The sequence below is a fragment of the Azospirillum sp. UENF 211521 genome (assembly GCF_058780535.1).
Map to the genome: position 1 here is coordinate 170982 of NZ_JBSNCF010000002.1, position 18269 is coordinate 189250.

The 18269-nt window shown below is 71.6% G+C and carries 18 protein-coding genes; 6 read left to right on the forward strand and 12 right to left on the reverse strand.

Features of this window, described 5'->3' with window-relative positions:
• Positions 1–123 precede the first annotated feature (123 nt).
• Positions 124–342, forward strand: a complete 219-nt coding sequence (locus ACWPN5_RS17545) for a hypothetical protein (protein ID WP_492297989.1) — start codon at positions 124–126, stop codon at positions 340–342.
• Here ACWPN5_RS17545 and ACWPN5_RS17550 read toward each other — a convergent pair.
• Positions 315–1769, reverse strand: coding sequence for a tetratricopeptide repeat protein (locus ACWPN5_RS17550; protein ID WP_492296550.1), 1455 nt, complete (start codon positions 1767–1769; stop codon positions 315–317). The genes ACWPN5_RS17545 and ACWPN5_RS17550 overlap by 28 nt on opposite strands.
• Before the next feature lie 66 nt (positions 1770–1835).
• On the opposite strand from ACWPN5_RS17550, the gene ACWPN5_RS17555 reads away from it, so the two are divergent.
• Positions 1836–2168 (forward strand): DUF1491 family protein, encoded by a 333-nt coding sequence (locus tag ACWPN5_RS17555; protein WP_014197577.1) that lies wholly within the window; start codon positions 1836–1838, stop codon positions 2166–2168.
• A gap of 25 nt (positions 2169–2193) precedes the next feature.
• Here ACWPN5_RS17555 and ACWPN5_RS17560 read toward each other — a convergent pair whose 3' ends face one another.
• From ACWPN5_RS17560 to ACWPN5_RS17570, 3 genes are all read right to left on the reverse strand, one after another.
• Positions 2194–4680, reverse strand: a complete 2487-nt coding sequence (locus tag ACWPN5_RS17560) for an ATP-binding protein (RefSeq protein WP_492296552.1) — start codon at positions 4678–4680, stop codon at positions 2194–2196.
• Between the two features lie 7 nt (positions 4681–4687).
• Positions 4688–6223 (reverse strand): bifunctional metallophosphatase/5'-nucleotidase, encoded by a 1536-nt coding sequence (locus ACWPN5_RS17565; protein ID WP_492296554.1) that lies wholly within the window; start codon positions 6221–6223, stop codon positions 4688–4690.
• Between the two features lie 287 nt (positions 6224–6510).
• Positions 6511–7206, reverse strand: coding sequence for a hypothetical protein (locus ACWPN5_RS17570; protein ID WP_492296555.1), 696 nt, complete (start codon positions 7204–7206; stop codon positions 6511–6513).
• A 370-nt stretch (positions 7207–7576) separates the two neighbouring features.
• On the opposite strand from ACWPN5_RS17570, the gene pdxR reads away from it, so the two are divergent.
• Complete coding sequence (pdxR, locus tag ACWPN5_RS17575; protein WP_200478903.1) at positions 7577–9022, forward strand: MocR-like pyridoxine biosynthesis transcription factor PdxR; 1446 nt, start codon at positions 7577–7579, stop codon at positions 9020–9022.
• Between the two features lie 29 nt (positions 9023–9051).
• Here the strand turns inward: pdxR and ACWPN5_RS17580 are convergent, their stop codons facing one another.
• Together ACWPN5_RS17580 and ACWPN5_RS17585 are read right to left on the reverse strand one after the other, a co-directional pair.
• The gene (locus ACWPN5_RS17580) at positions 9052–9501 is read right to left on the reverse strand and encodes a carboxymuconolactone decarboxylase family protein (protein ID WP_119506432.1); all 450 of its coding nucleotides are present in this window, start codon (positions 9499–9501) and stop codon (positions 9052–9054) included.
• Between the two features lie 125 nt (positions 9502–9626).
• Entirely contained in the window at positions 9627–10226 is a 600-nt protein-coding gene (locus ACWPN5_RS17585; RefSeq protein ID WP_492296557.1) for a TetR/AcrR family transcriptional regulator, read from the reverse strand.
• A 73-nt stretch (positions 10227–10299) separates the two neighbouring features.
• On the opposite strand from ACWPN5_RS17585, the gene bdcA reads away from it, so the two are divergent.
• A complete protein-coding gene (bdcA, locus tag ACWPN5_RS17590; protein WP_145690016.1) occupies positions 10300–11013 on the forward strand; it encodes an SDR family oxidoreductase in 714 nt (237 codons plus the stop codon).
• 11 nt (positions 11014–11024) lie between these two features.
• Here the strand turns inward: bdcA and bluB are convergent, their stop codons facing one another.
• The 3 genes from bluB to cobA are packed head-to-tail and all read right to left on the reverse strand — an operon-like array spanning position 11025 to position 13841.
• Positions 11025–11684 carry a 5,6-dimethylbenzimidazole synthase gene (gene bluB / locus ACWPN5_RS17595; RefSeq protein WP_492296559.1) on the reverse strand — a complete coding sequence of 220 codons (660 nt, stop codon included), beginning with the start codon at positions 11682–11684 and terminating at the stop codon, positions 11025–11027.
• Entirely contained in the window at positions 11681–13042 is a 1362-nt protein-coding gene (locus ACWPN5_RS17600; RefSeq protein WP_492296561.1) for a cobyrinic acid a,c-diamide synthase CobB, read from the reverse strand. The genes bluB and ACWPN5_RS17600 overlap by 4 nt, the downstream gene beginning before the upstream one ends.
• Positions 13035–13841, reverse strand: a complete 807-nt coding sequence (cobA, locus tag ACWPN5_RS17605; protein WP_137141336.1) for a uroporphyrinogen-III C-methyltransferase — start codon at positions 13839–13841, stop codon at positions 13035–13037. The genes ACWPN5_RS17600 and cobA overlap by 8 nt, the downstream gene beginning before the upstream one ends.
• On the opposite strand from cobA, the gene ACWPN5_RS17610 reads away from it, so the two are divergent.
• Entirely contained in the window at positions 13840–14991 is a 1152-nt protein-coding gene (locus ACWPN5_RS17610) for a cobalt-precorrin-5B (C(1))-methyltransferase (RefSeq protein ID WP_492296563.1), read from the forward strand. The genes cobA and ACWPN5_RS17610 overlap by 2 nt on opposite strands.
• Positions 14992–15116: 125 nt before the next feature.
• Here the strand turns inward: ACWPN5_RS17610 and cobM are convergent, their stop codons facing one another.
• The 3 genes from cobM to cbiE are packed head-to-tail and all read right to left on the reverse strand — an operon-like array spanning position 15117 to position 17508.
• Positions 15117–15878 carry a precorrin-4 C(11)-methyltransferase gene (gene cobM / locus ACWPN5_RS17615; protein WP_492296564.1) on the reverse strand — a complete coding sequence of 254 codons (762 nt, stop codon included), beginning with the start codon at positions 15876–15878 and terminating at the stop codon, positions 15117–15119.
• Entirely contained in the window at positions 15875–16285 is a 411-nt protein-coding gene (locus tag ACWPN5_RS17620) for a cobalamin biosynthesis protein (protein ID WP_200480121.1), read from the reverse strand. Before ACWPN5_RS17620 ends, cobM begins: the two co-directional genes overlap by 4 nt.
• Positions 16282–17508 carry a precorrin-6y C5,15-methyltransferase (decarboxylating) subunit CbiE gene (gene cbiE, locus ACWPN5_RS17625; RefSeq protein ID WP_492296566.1) on the reverse strand — a complete coding sequence of 409 codons (1227 nt, stop codon included), beginning with the start codon at positions 17506–17508 and terminating at the stop codon, positions 16282–16284. Before cbiE ends, ACWPN5_RS17620 begins: the two co-directional genes overlap by 4 nt.
• A gap of 23 nt (positions 17509–17531) precedes the next feature.
• Here cbiE and ACWPN5_RS17630 point away from each other — a divergent pair, with 23 nt between their 5' ends.
• Positions 17532–18266, forward strand: coding sequence for a cobalt-precorrin-6A reductase (locus tag ACWPN5_RS17630; protein ID WP_492296567.1), 735 nt, complete (start codon positions 17532–17534; stop codon positions 18264–18266).
• The last annotated feature ends 3 nt before the right edge of the window (positions 18267–18269 follow it).

Below are 18269 nucleotides of genomic sequence, written 5' to 3' on the forward strand. Positions count from 1 at the left end.
TCCGTCCTCCGGTATGACCAAAGGACAGGGCGTGGCCGGACGGGGGCTGCGCTAGAACGGGGGAGGGGAAACGGGATGCGCGCCGGCGGAGGAGCCGCCGGGGGGGAGGCCGCCTTGGACCGCGTGGAGCAATGTCTGATACCCCTGCTGGGGGCGGCCCTGCTGGGGCACGCGCTGAGCAGCGCGCCGCTCCGCTTCGATCCGCCGGACCCGCGGCCCTTCGACGTGGCCGCCTTCAACGCGTCCCTGCCGGGGATGGAGTTGCCGGCGCTGCCGGCCGCGGCGCCGCGTTCCGGCTGGAGCGGAAACGATCCTTACGACTGCTTCTGCGGCGCCAACTGAGCCGCGGCGAACCGTTCCAGCTCCTGGGCGACGGCGTGCAGGACGCTGTCCCAGTCGCCGGGCCTGGGCTGGCGGAACAGGCGCAGCGACGGGTACCAGGGGCTGTCCGCGCGGTCGAGCAGCCAGCGCCAGTCCGGCGCGTAGGGCAGCAGCAGCCACGCCGGCAGGCCGAGCGCGCCGGCCAGATGGATGGTCGCCGTGTCCACCGCGATGACGAGGTCGAGATTCGCCAGGATGGCCGCGCTGTCGGCGAAGTCGCGGACGCCCGCGGTCAGGTCGGGCAGGGCGGCGGGCCGGGCCGCCGTCGCGTCGCCGGTCTGCAGGCTGAACAGCCGCGGGCCCGGCTTGTCGAGCAGCGGGGCCAGCCGCTCGACGGGGATGGAGCGGTTGCGGTCGTTGCGGTGGTTCGGGTTGCCCGCCCAGACGAGGCCGACACGCGGCCCCGACCCTGACCCCGTGTCAATGTCGGCGATCCGGCGGCCCCAGCGCGCCACCTCGTCGGCCTCGGCCGAGAGGTAGGCGGGAGGGGCGGGGATGCTCGCCAGATCGGTGCCGAAGGCGCGCGGCAGGCTTATCAGCGGGCAGTGAAGGTCGTGCGGCGCCGGGGCGGGGCCGCGCACCAGCACCTGGATCTCCGGCCCCAGCGAGCGCAGCAGGCGGAACTGCAGCGGGTGCACGTCCAGGATCACCCGGCCGCCGGCGCGGGCGACCAGCGGGGCGTAGCGAGCGAACTGGATGGTGTCGCCGAAACCCTGTTCGGCGTGCAGCAGGATGCGCCGGCCGTCCAGCGGCTCCCCGGCCCAGGGCGGGGCGGGCAGGCGGCGCGGGCGCCACTCGAACTCCTCCCATCCGGCGCGCAGGTCGCCCCGCACCAGCCGGCCGACGGCGCGCGCCAGATGCGCGTCGGCGTGGTCGGGCCTTGTGGCCAGCAGGGCGTCCAGGCAGGCGTCGGACTCCGCGAATCGGCGCGCGTCGCGCAGCACGACGCCGCGGTTGAGCGCGGTTTCCGGATGGCCGGGGCGCAGCCGTTCCGCGCGCTCCAGCCACGCCAGCGCGGCCGGATAATCGGCCAGGGCGTGGCGCACCGAACCCAGATTGGTCAGGGCGTCGGCCAAGGCCGGGTCGAGCGCCAGGGCGCGGGTCAGCGCGGCATTGGCCCGCTCCGCGTCGCCGAGCGTGCGCAGGACGCCACCGAGGTTCGCCCAGGGCGCCGCCGCGTCGGGGCGGAGCCGCAGCGAGCGGGCGATCAGCGTTCCCGCCGCAGCCTGGGCGCCGCGCTGGGCTTCCGCCACGCCGAGCAGGTGCAGCGCGTCGGGCTGCGCCGGATCCACCGCCAGCACGACGCGGTAGTCCTGCGCCGCCTCGGCGAGGCGCCCGGCCATGTGGTGGTTGACGGCGGCGTCGAGAACGTCCAGGAGTGTCGCCATGCCCGTTGTCTACACCGGGGCCGTGCCGAAGGCGAGCCCCCGGACCTTCCCGGAACGAGGATTCCCATGGACGACCGTCTGCCGACTCACCTCTGGGTGATGGCGCACATCCGCGCCGCCGATGCCGAGGGCGTCACCATGATGGTTCTGCGCAAGGGCGACCCCAGCCGCGGCACGGTCATCCTGAAACTGAACCGGCTGGACCGGACCTTCAGCGTGCTGGTCCAGGTGCGCGACGAGGAACGGCTGCGCTGGTCGCGCGGCACCGGCGCCGAGCCGGTGGACGAGGCGACGGCGGACGCCTACATCGCCCGCCAGACCCGCTACGACCCCGACGTCTGGGTGATCGAGGTGGAGGACCGCAAGGGGCGCCACTGGTTCGAGGGCGAGGTGCGCTGATCCGGCTCCTCGGAACGGCGCCGGATCACACCAATTCCGCCTTGCCCACCGTCGCCCCCGCCGTTGGCGTGACGCGCGGGAAGCGCAGGGTGAAGCGGGTGCCCTCGCCGGGGATGCTCTGCACCGTGATGGTGCCGCGCAGCGTGCCGGTGATGAGGTTGTAGACGATGTGCAGCCCCAGCCCGCTGCCGCCGCTGCCGCGGCGGGTGGTGAAGAAGGGGTCGAAGATCTTCGGCAGGATGTCCGACGGGATGCCCAGCCCGTCGTCGGTCACCGTCAGCTCCACCTGATCCTGCGGCAGCAGGCGGGCGGCGATGGTCAGCCGGCCGGGATGATGCGGCGTGAAGGCGTGGGTCAGGGCGTTGAGGACGAGGTTGGTCAGGATCTGAGACAGGGCGCCGGGGTAGCCGTCCAGCTCCAGCTCGTCGGGGCTGTCGACGGCGATGTCGAGACCGGCCACGTCCTTGTAGACCGGGCGCAGGCTGCGCAGCAGTTCGCCGATGTAGGTCCTCAGCTCGAACCGGCGGCGCTCGTCGCTCGACTGGTCCACCGCGACCATCTTGAAGCTCTGCACCAGATCGGCGGCGCGCATGCTGTTGGACAGGATCAGCCGGGCCATCTCGCCACCGTCGGCCAGGAAGCGCTGGAACTCCGACTTCTTGATGGCCCCGGCGGCGAGCTGGCGGGCCAGCTCCTCGAACTGCAGGGCGAGCTGCGAGGCGCCGGTGATGGTGATGCCGATCGGCGTGTTGACCTCGTGCGCCACCCCGGCGACGAGCTGGCCGAGCGAGGCCATCTTCTCCGCCTGGATCAGGCTGGCCTGGGTCTCCTTCAGCTCGCGCAGCGCCTGTTCGGCCGCGTCGCGCGACCGGCGCAGCGCCGCCTCCGCCTCGACCTCGCGGGTCACGTCCACGACGATGGACTGGACGGCGGTCTCCCCCTTCCAGTCGATGCGGCGGCTGGTCAGCTCGATCCAGCGCTCCGACCCGTCGAGCCGCCGGGCGCGCAGGCGCCGCCGCTCGCTGGGCAGGCCGGTGGCGACGATGTGCCGGTAGTTGTCCTCGACCAGCGGCCGGCTGTCCTCGGCGATGAAATCGAGCACCGAGCGCACCCGCAGCGCGCGGTCCAGGCTGCTGCCCAGAATCTGCAGGAAGGCGTCGTTGGCGTAGAGCGGGCGGAAATCGCGGTGGATGATGATGCCCTGGATGGAGCCCTCGACGAGGTCGCGGAAGCGCCGCTCGTTGTCGGCCAGATCCATCTGGCGCCGGTCGATCTCGTCGATGAAGTAGCGGATGGAGGCGGCGATGTCGGTGATCTCGTCGTTGCCCTCCACCGGCACCGTCGCGTCGCTTCCCGACAGGCGCGCCAGCACCGCGCCGTTCAGCGCGACCAGCCGCGAGGTCAGGAAGCGCCGGAAGAACAGATGGACCAGGATGGCCAGCAGGATGGAGGCGCCGCCCAGCACCATCACGAGGCGCGAGCGCTCCTGGATCATCGCCGCCAGATCGCCGGTGCGGTCGGTGGACTGGTCGTGGATGGCGTCGAACAGGGCCAGCGTGAAGCGGTCCACCGTCTCCACCAGGACGCGCGACTGGCCGGACAGCGCCTGGGCGCGGTTGCGCGCCTGCAGCCGCTCGGCGGAGCTGTCGAACAGCCCGCCCGGCGCCACCAGGATCGCGGCGAGGTCGGCCCGGATGCGCTCCATTGCCGACCCCTCCGGCTCGGGCGTGGCGGCGGCCAGCCGGCCCAGCTCGGCCAGCGTGTTCTCGGCGTTGCGGCGCTCCACCCGGAGCCGGTTCAGATGGTCGGTCTGCATGGCCCCGGCGGCCCGCGCCATCAGCGCGCCCGCCCGAACCGCCCAGGCGCCCAGCATCCCGCCGCCGCCCGGCCCCGCCGTGGCCGGGCCGGTGCCGGGCTCCGCCCCCGGCAGCCGCTCCAGCGCGTCGGCGAGCTGGGCCAGCGCGCGGATCGCGTCCGCCTGACGGGCGCCGGCCTCGATCTGCCGCCCGACCTCGGCGTTGAGGTCGGCCACCGTCGCCGCCAGGATCAGCAGGGTGGACTGGGCCTGTTCCAGAAGCCGCAGCTCGTCGCTTTCGCCATCGCTGCCCGGCTCCCCCTGCTGGTGGAGGTCGCGCATGCGCTCCACCAGCTTCCTCAGGAACTCCAGTTCGCTGATGAGTTCGTCGTAGATGGCCCGGCGCTGCGGGGTGGTGGCCGCGCCGGCCAGGACGGGCAGGCGGGCGACCAGCTTCTGGAGCGAGCCGCGCAGCTCCGCGCTGGTGATGACCTTCGGCAGGGTGGTGGTGGACAGAACCGACACCTCCCCGCGGAAGAGCTGGAAGGAGGACAGCGACACGACGCCGACCAGCAGGACCAGCATGGTCATGATGGTCAGGCCGATGGAGATGCGCAGCACGATGCCGGCGCGCGCGCGCCGCCGGCGCAGGGGCGCTGTGGAGCCGCTGCGGTCGGTGGGCGGCGGCGTGGCCGACTTGGGGGTGCTCGCGTCCATTCCGCGGCTACCGCTGGACCGTCAGGCGGCCGTCGAGCCGCGGTGCGAAGCCGCCGGTGCGGGCGATCCGGCTGGCCAGGATGGTCGAGACGAAATCGGCGTCCCGGTCGTCGACCAGACGCGGGGCGGTGGACAGCATCGCGTAGCCGTCGCCGCCGTTGGCGAGGTAGCTGCCGGTGGCCAGCCGGAAGCGGGCCGCCGGCTCGACCGGCTTGCCGCCCACCGTCAGCGCCACCACGCGCTGGCCGGGCGGGCGCGACGCGTCGACGGTGATGCGGGCGTTGGACAGGTGCGGGAAGCGGCCCTGCAACTGCTCGATTCCCGAAAAGCCGAACTCCAGCGCGTCGCGGAGCTGCTGCCCGGTGATCTCGATCAGGACGGCGGTGTCGTGGAAGGGGAATTCGGTCTGGATGTCCCGGCGCGTCCACACCGTGCCCGCCGCGTAGGCGCGGTCGCCGCGGAAGGAGCCGCCGTTGATCAGCGCCACGTCGGCCTCCATCGCCTCGCGCAGCGAATCGGCGACGGTGTTGGCGAAGGCGTTCTCGCTGGCGCGCACCGCTTCGCGCCGCGTGTCGATGGGCGCGTCCAGCCGGCCCACCTGCATGCCCAGCATGCTGTCCAGCCGCGCGCGGTAGGCCTTGGCCTGCGTGTCCAGCGCCGGGTCGGGGGGCAGGGTGGCGGTGTCGATGGCGCGCACGCCGCTGCTCCACACGGTGCGCGCGGCGCCGCCCTTGGTCACCGTCTCGGCGGTGATGTCCAGGGCGAGCACCCAGGCGGCCTGCGGCTCGACCGTCGCGTTCAGCGTTTTGCCGTCGTAATCCACGGCGATCACCCGCCCGCGGTCCTGGTAGAGCACGATGTCGGCGGCGCCGGAGGCGATCACCTCGCGGTGTGTGCCGCCGGAATCGCCGGTCAGCGCGACGACCAGATCGGCCCCGGCGCTGCGCAGTTCCTTCGCCTTCTGGGCCAGGACCGGTCCCGGCGGCAGGAAGGCGGTGCGCGGCGAGCGGGTGATCTCCCCCGTCCGCGCCGGCGCCGCGGCCAGCACCCCGACGCGCACCGGCCCGGCGTTGAGCATCGCCCGGTCCTCCAGCCCGTCCAGCGGCTTGCCGGTCTGGCGGTCCACCGCGTTGGAGACGACCATGGGGAAGCTCGCCTCGAAGGCGCGGGTCATCAGCACGTCGTCGCCGTGATGGAATTCCCGGTTCAGCGCCGCCATGGCGTCGATGCCGACCCCGTTCAGCAGGTCGATGACGTGCGCCCCCTGGTCGTAGAAGGACAGGACGGAGGGGGCGAGCGCCTGCCCGCCGTGCAGGACCAGCACGGTGCCGCCCGCCGCCCGTTCCTGGCGGACCAGCGTGGCGAGCCGGGCGATGCCGCCGCGTCCCTGCACGTCCTCCAGCTCGGTCGTGCTGTGGGCATAGAGGATGGTGAAGCGGGTGGGGTCCGCCCAGGCGGGTCCGCCGGTCGAAATACCGCTGGTCAGAATCCCGAGAACCAGCGCGACCACCGGGCGCAGCCAGACGCCCCTGCCGAATCCCATGCCGTCGTTCCCCATCCAGCGCCCGCACGGCCGTTGCTGCTGCGGGCCGCACCCCCAGTTCCACGCCGGATTATGCGCGTTCGCGCGTCGGTGGTGAAGCTGTACCGAGGATGACAAATCGCCCCGTTCCACGACGGGACGGCACCGGGACACTATAGGACGGAGGAAATACCGAAAGGCCATTGCCTCCAGCGAGGCTAAAGCTTGTCCGAGCAAGCTTTGCGCCTGCTCTCAAACGGCGGACGCGGCTTGCGGGAACGGATGCTCCTGCACGGCCGCGGGACGGATTAGTCGGTGCGGTCCGCGAAGCCGGTGAGCATCTTGTAGGTAATCTCGGTGCTTGTCGCTGAGAGTATTTCGAATCGGGCTCCCTTGAAGCCGATGACGCGACTCTCTGAGAGATCGAAGTTCAGATCCTGCGAAAAGGCCGGGCGGTCGAGCTCGCTGGTATGCTCCTTGTATCCGAGATGCAGTACCGGCCCAGACTTGCCAGTGTAGACGAGGTAGCGCCGGAAACCAACGCTGTCGAACGCAGCCGCGCGGCTATATCGGATCAAGTTCGGATTGATGTTGATGGCTTCGAGTCCAAACTTTCCTAGAACATCAATTTGGGACGGTGACTTTCCCTTAACAAAGCAAACGGGCTGCCCTTCCTGGCAATCGTTGTTAAATCCACCACAAATAAAACCCTGTCCACAGTAAGCCGCTTGACCGTTGATGATCTGGTCTGCCACATATGGGGTGTCTTTTCGGAATCCTACATACAATGCAGTCATAGCATATTTGAGGTCGTGGCCGAAATAGGCTGCGGGGAAAACTTTAATATTTTCCTGATCAATGATTGTTTCGCCGACTTCGCGAGTGACGGACTTGCCAATTTCCGGGAAACTCTTGATGGAAACCTCCGGAGTGGCGGGTGTCATAGTGACGCAGCCGCTTAACGTTAAGGCAAAAGCCACGAAAATCGCGAGTTTGTGACCCATGACTATCTCCACACATGAAGGTGAGGGTAACCCCCCTGGAATATACCACGGTAGGTTTTGGGGTTTTTAAACTTTTCACGAGCGGAAGAAGCGGTCGGCTCAAGCGCGACGCCGTTGCTCATAGAGCAACCCTGGCCTATGCGGGTGCTGCACTGCACCCATTCCGGATTGGTAATACCAGTTCGAAAGGGTTGCCCCTATTCTCCGCCAGCCCATTCTCGGGGCGTTTCCTCCCTAGACTCAAGGCCGGAGCGATTGCTCCGGCCTTTTTTTCGTCCGCGATGCGCCGGACGCAGAGGGTCGTCCGGCGGGAAATCGGGAAGGCTTGCGGTGGATTGCGGACGGTTAGGGTTGCGGTATCCTGCGGCCCATGCCTCCCCTGCCGCCTCCGGAAACTCTGGACATCGCCCTCAGCCGGACCGCGAAGGTCCCGCTGTCCACGCAGATTCACGCCGCCCTGCGCGACGCCATCCGCGATGGCCGGTTGCCGGGAGGGGCGCGGTTGCCGTCCTGGCGGGATCTGGCCGTGCAACTCGGGGTGTCCCGCGGCACGGTGCGCGACGCCTATGAGCGGTTGATCGACGAACAGCTTGCGGTCGGCCTGGGCGCCGCGGGGACGCGAGTCGCCGAGGGGGCCATGGCGGGGCCGTCCCCCATCGGGCTGGTCAAGGCTCCGTCCTTTTTGGAGTTGTTTTCAAATTTCGAGCGGGCGCCGCTGCCCTTCCAGATGGGCGTGCCGGCGCAGGACGCCTTCCCCTTCACCCTGTGGTCCCGGATCGTCGGGCGGGCGGCGCGGGCCGCGGCGGCGGCCCCGGTCGGCTATCCCGATCCTCGCGGCCATCCCGATCTGCGGCGCGAGATCGCCGCCGTGCTGGCCATCGCCCGCGGCATCCGCTGCACGCCGGAGCAGATTTTCGTCACGGCTGGCTATTCCGGCGCGCTCGGCTTGGTGATTCGGGCCTTGCGGCTGGACGGCGCCACCGCCTGGATGGAGGAGCCCGGCTTTCCCCTGACCCGCCGCGCCCTTCACCTCGCCGGCATGACCGTGGTGCCCGTGCCGGCGGACGCCGCCGGAATCGACGTCGATGCGGGACTCGCACGGGCGCCGGCGGCGGGCTTGGCCGTGGTGACCCCCGGCCAGCAGGCGCCGCTCGGTGTGACCATGACGCTGCAACGCCGCCTCGCCCTGCTGGACTGGGCGTCGCGGGCCGGGGCGTGGATCGTCGAGGACGACTATCTCAGCGAACTGCAACTGAAGGGCCGGGCCGCTCCGGCACTGGCCTCCCTCGACCGGGATGGGCGGGTACTGCACGCCGGTACCTTCAGCAAGACGATCACCCCGGCGCTGCGGCTCGGCTTCCTGATGGTGCCGCCGGGGCTGGCCGGCCTGTTCGGCGAGGCCGCCGCCTGCCTGTCTCCGGCTCCGGCGGCAACGATGCAGCGGGCGGTCGCCGACTTCATGGCGGGCGGGCATTATTTCCGGCACCTGCGCCGGATGAAGCGGCTCTACGCCGTCCGCCAGCAGGCGCTTCTGGCGGCGCTGCGCGACGCCGCAGCCGCGGAGCCGACGATGACGGTGGAGGCGTCGGGAAGCCTGTCCGTCCGTCTGGTCCTGCCACCGGGCCGTCGCGACATCGCCGTCGCCGCGGCGGCACGGGCGGACGGCCTCGCTCCCGTGCCGCTGTCGCCCTGGTATGCCGATGGCCCGGAGGACGCCCACCCCCGCGGTCTGCTGCTGGGCATCACCAACCTGCGGGAGCGGCGTCTGCCCGACGACTGCCGCCGCCTGATCGAACTGGTGAAGCGGAATGGCTGACCCGGCATGGCCGACCCGGCGGAAGGGGCTCAGCGGGCCGCGGCGGGAACCGTGCGGAAGCTGATGGCGAGGCGGTTGTAGAGGTTCATCAGGCCGATGGCGATCGTCAGGTCGGCCACCTCCTTCTCGGAGAACTGGGCGGACACCGCCTGGAACTCCGAATCCGGGACGGCGGTCTCGGCCACCCGCGTCACCGTCTCCGCCCAGCGCAGCGCGGCGCGCTCGCGGTCGGTGAACAGCGTTTCGGCCTCATGCCAGACCGGCACCAGCACCAGCTTGTCGATGGTGACGCCGTTCTTCAGAAGATCGCGGCTGTGCAGGTCGATGCAATAGGCGCAGCCGTTGATCTGCGACACCCGCAGGTACACAAGGTCGATCAGCGTGACCGGAAGCCCGCACTGGCCGATGTAGCCGTGCGCGCCGGCGAGGGCCTTCATGCCGGCGGGGGTGGTGGCGTGGTAGTCGAGACGCGGGGACATGGCGGTTGGTCCTCATTGGGGATGCGGGAGGTTCCCGGCTGCCGCGGATCCTGCACCGCCCGCCGGTCAGCCGTAAGGACCAAGACGTGATGGAAATCCTGCACCATCTTCCGCAAGGGGACCGGTCAGGCGCCCGACAGCTCCCGGCGGAAAGCGCGGTCCATCATGGCGGCCACCCGCTCCAGCCTGTCCCGGTCCGCGCCGTCGCGGGCCGCCGCCGACATCCCCATCATCGCGACCACCACCAGATCGGCCAGCGCGTCGGCGCGATCCGGCGCTTCGGTGGCGATGAAGTCGCGGACCGCCGCGCAACCCTCGCGCTTGGCCGCGTCGGCCAGGGCCTGCGCCTCCGGGTCGGCGCTGTTGCGCGCGCCATCGAGCACGAGGCACCCCGCCGTCCCATTTTGGCCGGGATAGAGCGCCGCGGCGAGCGCCAGCGTCCGTCCGATCACCGTCGCCACATCGCCGCCCTCCGCCAGAGCCCTGGCGAAGATGTTCGCCTCGCCCGCCGCGTAGCGCCGCAGCGCCCGCTCGAACAGCCCGGCCTTGCTGCCGAAGGCGGCGTAGAAGCTCGGCGGCTTGATGCCCAGCTCGGCGCCCAGCTCGGCCACGCCGACCGCGTCGTAACCGCGGGCGTGGAACAGCCGCATCGCCGTCTCCACCGCCTCGTCCACGTCGAAGGAACGCCGCCGTCCACGCGGCTCCGATTTTTTTGTAGCAGTCACTATAAAAAATCCTTGCGCGATGCCCTGGAGTGATTTTATATAGTGGTCACTACATTAATTCAAGGAACCGATCATGAGCGACTTCGCGGGCAAGAACATCCTGGTGCTGGGCGGCAGCCGGGGCATCGGCAAGGCCATCGTCCAGCGCTTCGCGGCGGGCGGCGGGCAGGTCGCCTTCACCTACGCCGGCTCGGCGGAGGCCGCCGCGGCGCTGGCCGCCGAGACCGGGTCGGAGGCGATCCGCACCGACAGCGCCGACCGCGACGCGGTGATCGCCACGGTGGCGGGGCGGGGCGCGCTGGATGTGCTGGTCGTCAACGCCGGGGTCGCCATGATCGGCGATCCGCTGACCTTCGACCCCGACGAGGTTGACCGCATGATCGACATCAACGTGCGCGGGCCCTACCACGCCGCGGTCGAGGCGGCGCGCCACATGACCGGGCCGGGGCGCATCATCGTCATCGGGTCGGTCAACGGCGACCGGATGCCCTTCGCGGGCGGTGCCGCCTACGCGCTCACCAAGGCGGCGGTCCAGGGCATGGTGCGCGGTCTGGCGCGCGATTTCGGGGACCGCGGGATCACCGTCAACGCCATCCAGCCGGGGCCGACCCACAGCGACATGAATCCGGCCGACGGCCCGATGGCCGCCGCCATGCACGGCTTCATGGCGATCAAGCGCCACGCCCACGCCAGCGAGGTCGCCGAACTGACCGCCTTCGTCGCCGGTCCGCACGGCGCGATGATCACCGGCTCGTTCCAGACCATCGACGGCGGCTTCGGGGCCTGACGGCCGCGGTTCTACTCTTCCCCGCCCCAGCGGTCGCGGAAGACGAGGTCCTCCAGGGGAAGCCGGCTGCGCCAGCCGGCTTTCTCCAGTTCCGGGGTTTCGTGGAAGTGGGAGACGTAGCCGAGGCAGAGATAGGCGACCGGGACGATCCGCTCCGGGATGCCCAGCGCCTCGCGCAGCCTGTCCTCGTGGAGGATGCTGACCCAGCCGACGCCCAGCCCTTCCGCGCGGGCGGCGAGCCAGAGATTCTGCACCGCGCAGACGCAGGAGTAGAGGTCCATGGTCGGGATGTGCGTCCGCCCCAGCACCACCGGGCCGGAGCGTTCCCGGTCGCAGGTGATGCACAGGTTGACCGGCGCCTCGCGGATGCCTTCCAGCTTCAGGCGGCTGTAGAGCGCCTTGCGCTCCCCGGTGAAGAGGGCAGCGGCCTCCTCGTTGGCCTGGGAGAAGTCGGCGTGAACCCGCGCCTTCACCGCGGGGTCCTGGACGATGATGAAGTTCCACGGCTGCATGAAGCCGACCGACGGCGCGTGGTGCGCGGCGGTCAGCACGCGGGTCAGCACCTCCTCCGGCACCGGGTCGGGGGCGAACTGCCCGCGCACGTCGCGGCGCGAGAAGATCGCCTTGTAGAGCGCGTCCCGCTCCTCCGGTGCGAAGGCGTGGTCGTTCATGGCGTTTCCCGATCGGGGTCCGCCGCGATGACGTGGAAGAAGGAGGCGAAGACGCTGCCGCGCCGCCCGCCGAGCGGGCCGAGGTCCGACCCGTCCGCCGCCGTCGCGGTGACCAGCGGCTCGTCGGCCCCGCGGTCGAGGATTGAGGCGTAATGGAACTCGTGCCCGCGCAGCGCGGTGCCCGCCCGGCCCAGCGGCGTGTCGCCGAGCAAGACGGCGCGGCGGTATCCCAGATGCAGCTTGCGCTTGGCGAAGGAGGTCCGCACTCCGAGCAGCCCGAGCATCGGGTGGGTGGTCCCCGCCGCGTCCTCCAGCGACTCGCCGAGCGTCATGTAGCCGCCGCACTCGCCATAGACCGGGCGCCCGAGCGCGGCGACGCGGTGCATGCCGTCGCGGAAGCGTCCGGCGGCGGCGAGTTGCCCGGCGTGCAGTTCCGGATAGCCGCCGGGCAGATAGACGGCGTCCGCGTCGTCGGGCGGCGCCTCGTCGGCCAGGGGCGAGAAGTGGGTCACCTCGGCGCCCGCCGCGCGCCAGCCCTCCAGCAGATGCGGATAGACGAACGTGAAGGCGGCGTCCCGCGCGATGGCGATCCGCTGGCCCAGCGGCGGCAGGGCGGGGGCGAAGCTCCCCTCCGGCGCGCGGGAAGCAGTGGCGAGTGCCGCCACCCGGTCGAGGTCGACGTGCTGCGCGATGAAGCGGCCGAGCGCCGCCAGACGCTTCTCAAGGTCCGCCGTCTCCTCCGCCTGGATCAGGCCGAGATGGCGTTCGGGCAGGATCACGTCGGGGGTGCGGGGCAGGGAGCCGAGGACGGGAATGCCCAGCGCCTCGATGGCGCCGCCGGCCAAGGCGAGGTGGCGCGGGCTGGCGATGTTGTTCAGGATCACCCCGCCGATCCGGACGTCGTCGCGGTAGGTGGCGAAGCCCTTGACCAAAGCGGCGGCGGACTGCGACTGACCCTTGGCGTTGACCACCATGATCACCGGCCAGCCGGTGCGCGCGGCCAGCTCCGACGTGGCGCCGGTGCCGGTCGCCCCGACGCCCGCCACCCCGTCGAACAGGCCCATCAGCGCCTCGCAGACCAGAAGGTCGGTGCCCTCCCCGGCGCGGCGGGCCAGCGAATCCAGCAGGTCCGGTCCCATCGCCCAGTTGTCGAGGTTGACGCTGGGCCGCCCGGTCGCCGCCTGATGGAAGGCCGGGTCGATGTAGTCCGGCCCCGCCTTCACCGCGCCGACGCGCAGGCCGCGCGCCTTCAGGGCGACCAGCAGCCCCAGCGTGACGGTGGTCTTGCCGGTACCCGACGCCGGCGCCCCGACGATCAGCCCGCGCGGCGCAGCCTCAGACATGGGGGCCTCAGCCATGGGGACCCTCCTTGGGCAGCCAGTCGAGCACGGGGCGCAGCCGCACCACCTCGCCGATCACGATGATGGCCGGGGGCTCCATCCCGCTCGCCTCCAGGTCGGCGACGCAGGTGCCGAGCGAGGTCACCAGCACGCGCTGCCGCTCGGTCGTCGCGTCGGTCACCACGCCGACCGGCGTGTCGGCAGACCGCCCTCCCTCCATCAGCGCCGCGGCGATGCCGGGCAGGCCCTTCCAGGCCATGTAGAGGATCAGCGGCGCGCCCGTCGCGGCCAGCGCCTTCCAGTCCGGCCCACCCGCGCAGGAATGGCCGGTCGCCAGGATGACCGCTTGGTTGGCCGTGCGGTGGGTGGCCGGGATGCCGGCGTAGGCCGGGCCGGCGATGCCCGCGGTGATGCCGGGGATGATGCGGAAGGGGATGCCCCGCTCGGCCAGCGCCTGCGCCTCCTCGCCGCCGCGCCCGAAGACGAAGGGATCGCCGCCCTTCAGCCGCAGCACGCGGTGCCCCTCGCGCGCCAGCTCGATCAGGCGGTTGGTGATGTCGTCCTGGTGGGCGGAGGGCTTGCCGCCGCGTTTGCCCGCGAACTCCAGCCTTGCCGAGGGCGCCGCCAGCGCCATGATCCGTTCACCGACCAGCGCGTCGTGGACGATCACGTCGGCTTGCCTTAGACCTTGCAGGGCCAGCAGGGTCAGCAGGCCGGGATCGCCGGGACCGGCCCCCGCCAGCCACACGCTGCCGGGCCGGAAGTCGGCCAGTTCCAGAGGAAGAGAGAGGGAGTCGGGCGACGGCTCTGCGGTCATGGACGAGCACTCAGCGACGGAAAACGGTGTGGACGGCGGCGAGGGGAACGGCGACGGAAGCGGCGACGGCAAGACGCTGCGGCGGGGCTGGACGACGGGCGCCTGCGCCACCGCCGCCGCGCGCGCGGCCTGCGGGGCGCTGTTCTCCGGCGACTTTCCCGATCCGGTGACGGTAACCCTGCCCGGCGGCCAGACGCCAGCCTTCGCGCTCGCCTGGACGGAGCGCGGCGACGGCTGGGCGGCGGCGGGGGTGGTCAAGGACGCCGGCGACGACCCGGACGTCACCCACGGCGCGCTGATCCGCGCCCGCGTCAGCCGCGCCGAACCGGGCCAAGGCGTGGTCTTCCGCGCGGGCGAGGGGGTGGGCACGGTGACCCGCCCCGGCCTGCCGGTCCCGGTCGGCGAGCCGGCCATCAACCCGGTGCCCCGCGCGATGATCCGCCAAGCGGTCACGGAGGCCGCGGCGCTGGCCGGCGAGGCCCCCGACATCGTCGTCGAAGTCTCCGTCGAGAACGGGGAGGCGCTGGCCCGCCGCACCATGAATCCGCGGCTGGGCATCCTCGGCGGCCTGTCGATCCTGGGGACGACGGGAATCGTCGTGCCCTATTCCTGCGCGGCCTGGATCGCCTCGATCCAGCGCGGCGTCGACGTGGCGCGGGCGGCGGGGCTGGGGCACGTCGCGGCCTGCACCGGCGACACCTCGGAAAAGGCGGTCGTCGCGCGCTATGGCCTGCCGGAGCACGCGCTGCTCGACATGGGGGACTTCGCCGGGGGCACGCTGAAGTACCTGCGCCGCCAACCGATTCCGCGCCTGACCCTGTGCGGCGGCTTCGCCAAGTTCGGCAAGCTGGCGCGCGGCCTGCTCGATCTGCATTCCAAACGCGGCAGCGTCGACCTCGACTGGCTGGCCGACCGCATGGCCGAACTGGGAGCCGCCCCCCACACCGTGGCCGAGGCCCGCGCCGCCAACACCGCCGCGCACCTCCTGGCCATTGCCAGGGAGGCCGGCCTGCCGCTGGCCGACCGTGTGGCGGCGCTGGCCCAGCGCACGGCGCTGGACACGCTCGACGGCGCCCCCGTGGCGGTCGAGGTGCTGGTCACCGACCGCCAGGGCAACATCGTCGGCGGTTCCGGCTGGGCGGGACCTTAATCCCCTCTCCCCCCCGGGGAGAGGGTTAGGGTGAGGGGGATGTCGGGGGACAGGAGAGTACGGCAATTGCCGGCCCCCCTCACCCCGACCCTCTCCCCAGGGGGGAGAGGGAGTGAAAACCACCCTCACACCCCCAGCCCCCGGTAGCGGCGCACATGCGACCCGTCGTAGAGCGCGCTGCACCGGAAATCCTCCACCCCCAGCGCCGGGCCGACCAGGATCAGGGCGGTGCGCTCCATCGGCGACTCCGCCACCTGGGCGGCGATGTCGGCCAGCGTGCCGCGCAGCACGCGCTCGTCCGGCCAAGTCGCCCGGTAGACCACCGCCGCCGGGCAGTCCGCGCCGTAGAGTGGGGCCAGCCGCTCCACCACCCGGTCAATGACGTGGATCGACAGGTGGATGGCCAGTGTCGCGCCCGACCGCCCCAGCACTTCCAGAGTCTCGTTCGCCGGCATGGCCGAGGCCCGGCCCTCCGTCCGTGTCAAAATCAGCGTCTGGCTGACCTCCGGCAGGGTCAATTCCCGCCCCAGCGCGGCCGAGGCCGCGGCGAAGGCCGGCACGCCCGGCGTGATGTCGTAGGGGATGCCCAGCTCCCGCAGCGTCCGCGTCTGCTCGCCGAGCGCGCTGTAGACCGACAGGTCGCCGGAATGCAGCCGCGCCACGTCCTTCCCGGCCTCATGGGCGGCCTTGAACTCGGCGACGATCTGGTCGAGCGTCAGCGGGGCGGTGTCGACGATCCGGGCGCCCGGTGGGGCGTGGGCGATGATCTCCTTCGGCACCAGAGACCCGGCGTAGAGGCAGACCGGGCAGGACGCGATCAGGTCGCGCCCGCGCAGGGTCAGCAGGTCGGGCGCGCCCGGTCCGGCGCCGATGAAATGCACGGTCATGCGAAACAATCCCTGGAAATCGCCAGCGCGCAGGTGGCGCGCGGGGTGGAACGGCGCGGCAGCAGAAGGGTCGAGCCCGGTCCGGCAGCGGCCAGGGCGGCGGCCTCGGCGACCGAGGCGACGCCCACGGCGGCCTCGACGCGGGCGGAACAGGTCTGCACCCGGTCCTGAACCGCCATCAACGCTGAATCGTCAACGAACTGCAAAGGCAAGGCGAGCAGGCGCGCCGCGTCCGCCACCCCGGCTTCGTTCCGCTTGCGCATCGGTGCCGCCAGCTGAACGCCGCGGCGCGCGCCTTCGTCCAGCGCGGCTTCCTCGAAGGCCGCGCGGACCAGCCCGGCGATCTCGGCGCCGGGGCAGCCCGCCCGGCAACCGATGCCCGCCGCGATGAATCGATCCGCCGTCACAGCGGCTTCTCCGCCAGCCACAGCGTGACCGGCATCAGCGGGCGCCAGCCGGTGAAGCCGCCGATAGGTGCGGCGCGGCTGACCGCGATCTGCGACAGTTGCCCGCCCCGCCGCTTGTGCGTGGCGATCAGCAGCGCCTCGCTCTCCAGCGTCACGGCGTTGGCGACGATCCGCCCGCCGGGCTTCAGTGCCGACCAGCAGGCGTCCAACACGCCGTCGTTGGTCAACCCGCCGCCGATGAACACGGCGTCCGGCGCGGGCAGCCCGTCCAGAGCCTCCGGCGCCTTGCCGCGCACCAGGTCCAGCCCCGGCACGCCGAAGGCGGCGGCGTTGGCGGGGATTCGGGCGGCGCGGTCGGCCTTGTACTCCACGGCGATCGCGCGGTTCGTCGGGTCGCTCAGCATCCATTCGACGCCGATGGAACCGGAGCCGGCGCCAATGTCCCACAGCAGCTCGCCGCGGCGCGGGGCCAGCCAGGACAGGGTGACGGCGCGGATTTCCCGCTTGGTGATCTGGCCGTCATGCTCGAACCAGTCGTCGGGCAGGCCCGGCGTGCGCGGCAGGGCGCGGGCGCCGGAGGCGGCGACGCACTCCACCGCCAGCGTGTTCAGGTCGGCCACGCGCTCCGCCGACCACTCTTCCGCCGTCGCAACGAGGCAGCGCTCGCGCGGCCCGCCCATCGATTCCAGAGCCGTCAGGCGCGACGGTCCGAAGCCGCGCGCCGTCAGCAGCGCCGCCAGCTTGGCCGGGGTCGTTCCGTCCCAGCACAGAACCAGCAGCCGTGCCCCCGGTTGCAGATGCGGAATGACCAGCTCCAGCGGGCGTCCGTGCACGGTCAGGGTGCCGCAGTCCTGCAACGGCCAGCCCAGGCGGGCGGCGGCGAGGCTGAAGGATGACGGGGCCGGAACGATCGACAGTTCCTCAACCGGAACGAGTTTCGACAGGGTGGCGCCGATGCCGTACCAGGACGGGTCGCCGCTCGCCAGCACGCAGACCCGTTGGCCGCGCCGCGCCCGCAGGGCGGGGTAGGCGTCCGACAGGGGGGAGGGCCAGGGCAACCGCTCCTGCCCGCTCAACTCAGGCACCAGCGCCAGATGGCGGGCGCCGCCGGCCAGAAGCTCGGCGCCTTCGACCAGCGCGCGGGCGGCGGGCGACAGACCGTCCCACCCGTCCTCGCCGATGCCGACGACGCTCAGCCAGCGCCCCGGTCCTGTGCTAATCATGGCGCACCCCAAGGAGGACAAGCATGAAGGCGCTGATTCTGGGCGGCACCACTGAGGCCACGGCGCTGGCCCGCCTGCTGAGCGGGCACCCGCGCATCGACGCGGCGGTGTCGCTGGCCGGGCGGACCAAGAAGCCGGTTCTGCCGCCCCTGCCGACCCGCATCGGCGGCTTCGGCGGGGTGGACGGCTTGGCGGCGCATCTCGTGGAGACCGGCATCGGCGCGGTGGTGGACGCCACGCATCCCTTCGCCGAGCAGATCTCCGCCAACGCCGCGGCGGCCTGCGAGCGGGTGGGCGTGCCGCTGCTGGTACTGACCCGTCAGGCGTGGGAACCGGGCGCGGGTGACCGCTGGATCGGCGTGCCGGACATGGCCGCCGCCGCCGAGGCGCTGCGCCCGCTGGGCGGGACCGTCTTCCTGACCATCGGCCGTCAGGAGGTCGCGGCCTTCGAGGCGGTGCCGGACAAGCGCTACCTGATCCGCGCCGTCGACCCGCCGGAACCGCCGCCGAACCTGCCGGATCACCGCCTGATCCTCGACCGCGGCCCCTTCACGCTGGAGGGGGAGGCGGCGTTGCTGGCAAAGCATCGGGTGGAGGTCATGGTCAGCAAGAACAGCGGCGGGAGCGCCACGGAAGCGAAGCTGGAGGCGGCGCGCCGCCGGGGCATTCCCGTGGTGATGGTCGAACGCCCAAAGGGTAATGGCGTGGCTGAGGTGCACGATGCTGAGGCGGCACTCAGGTGGTTGGAAGGGCTGTAGAGT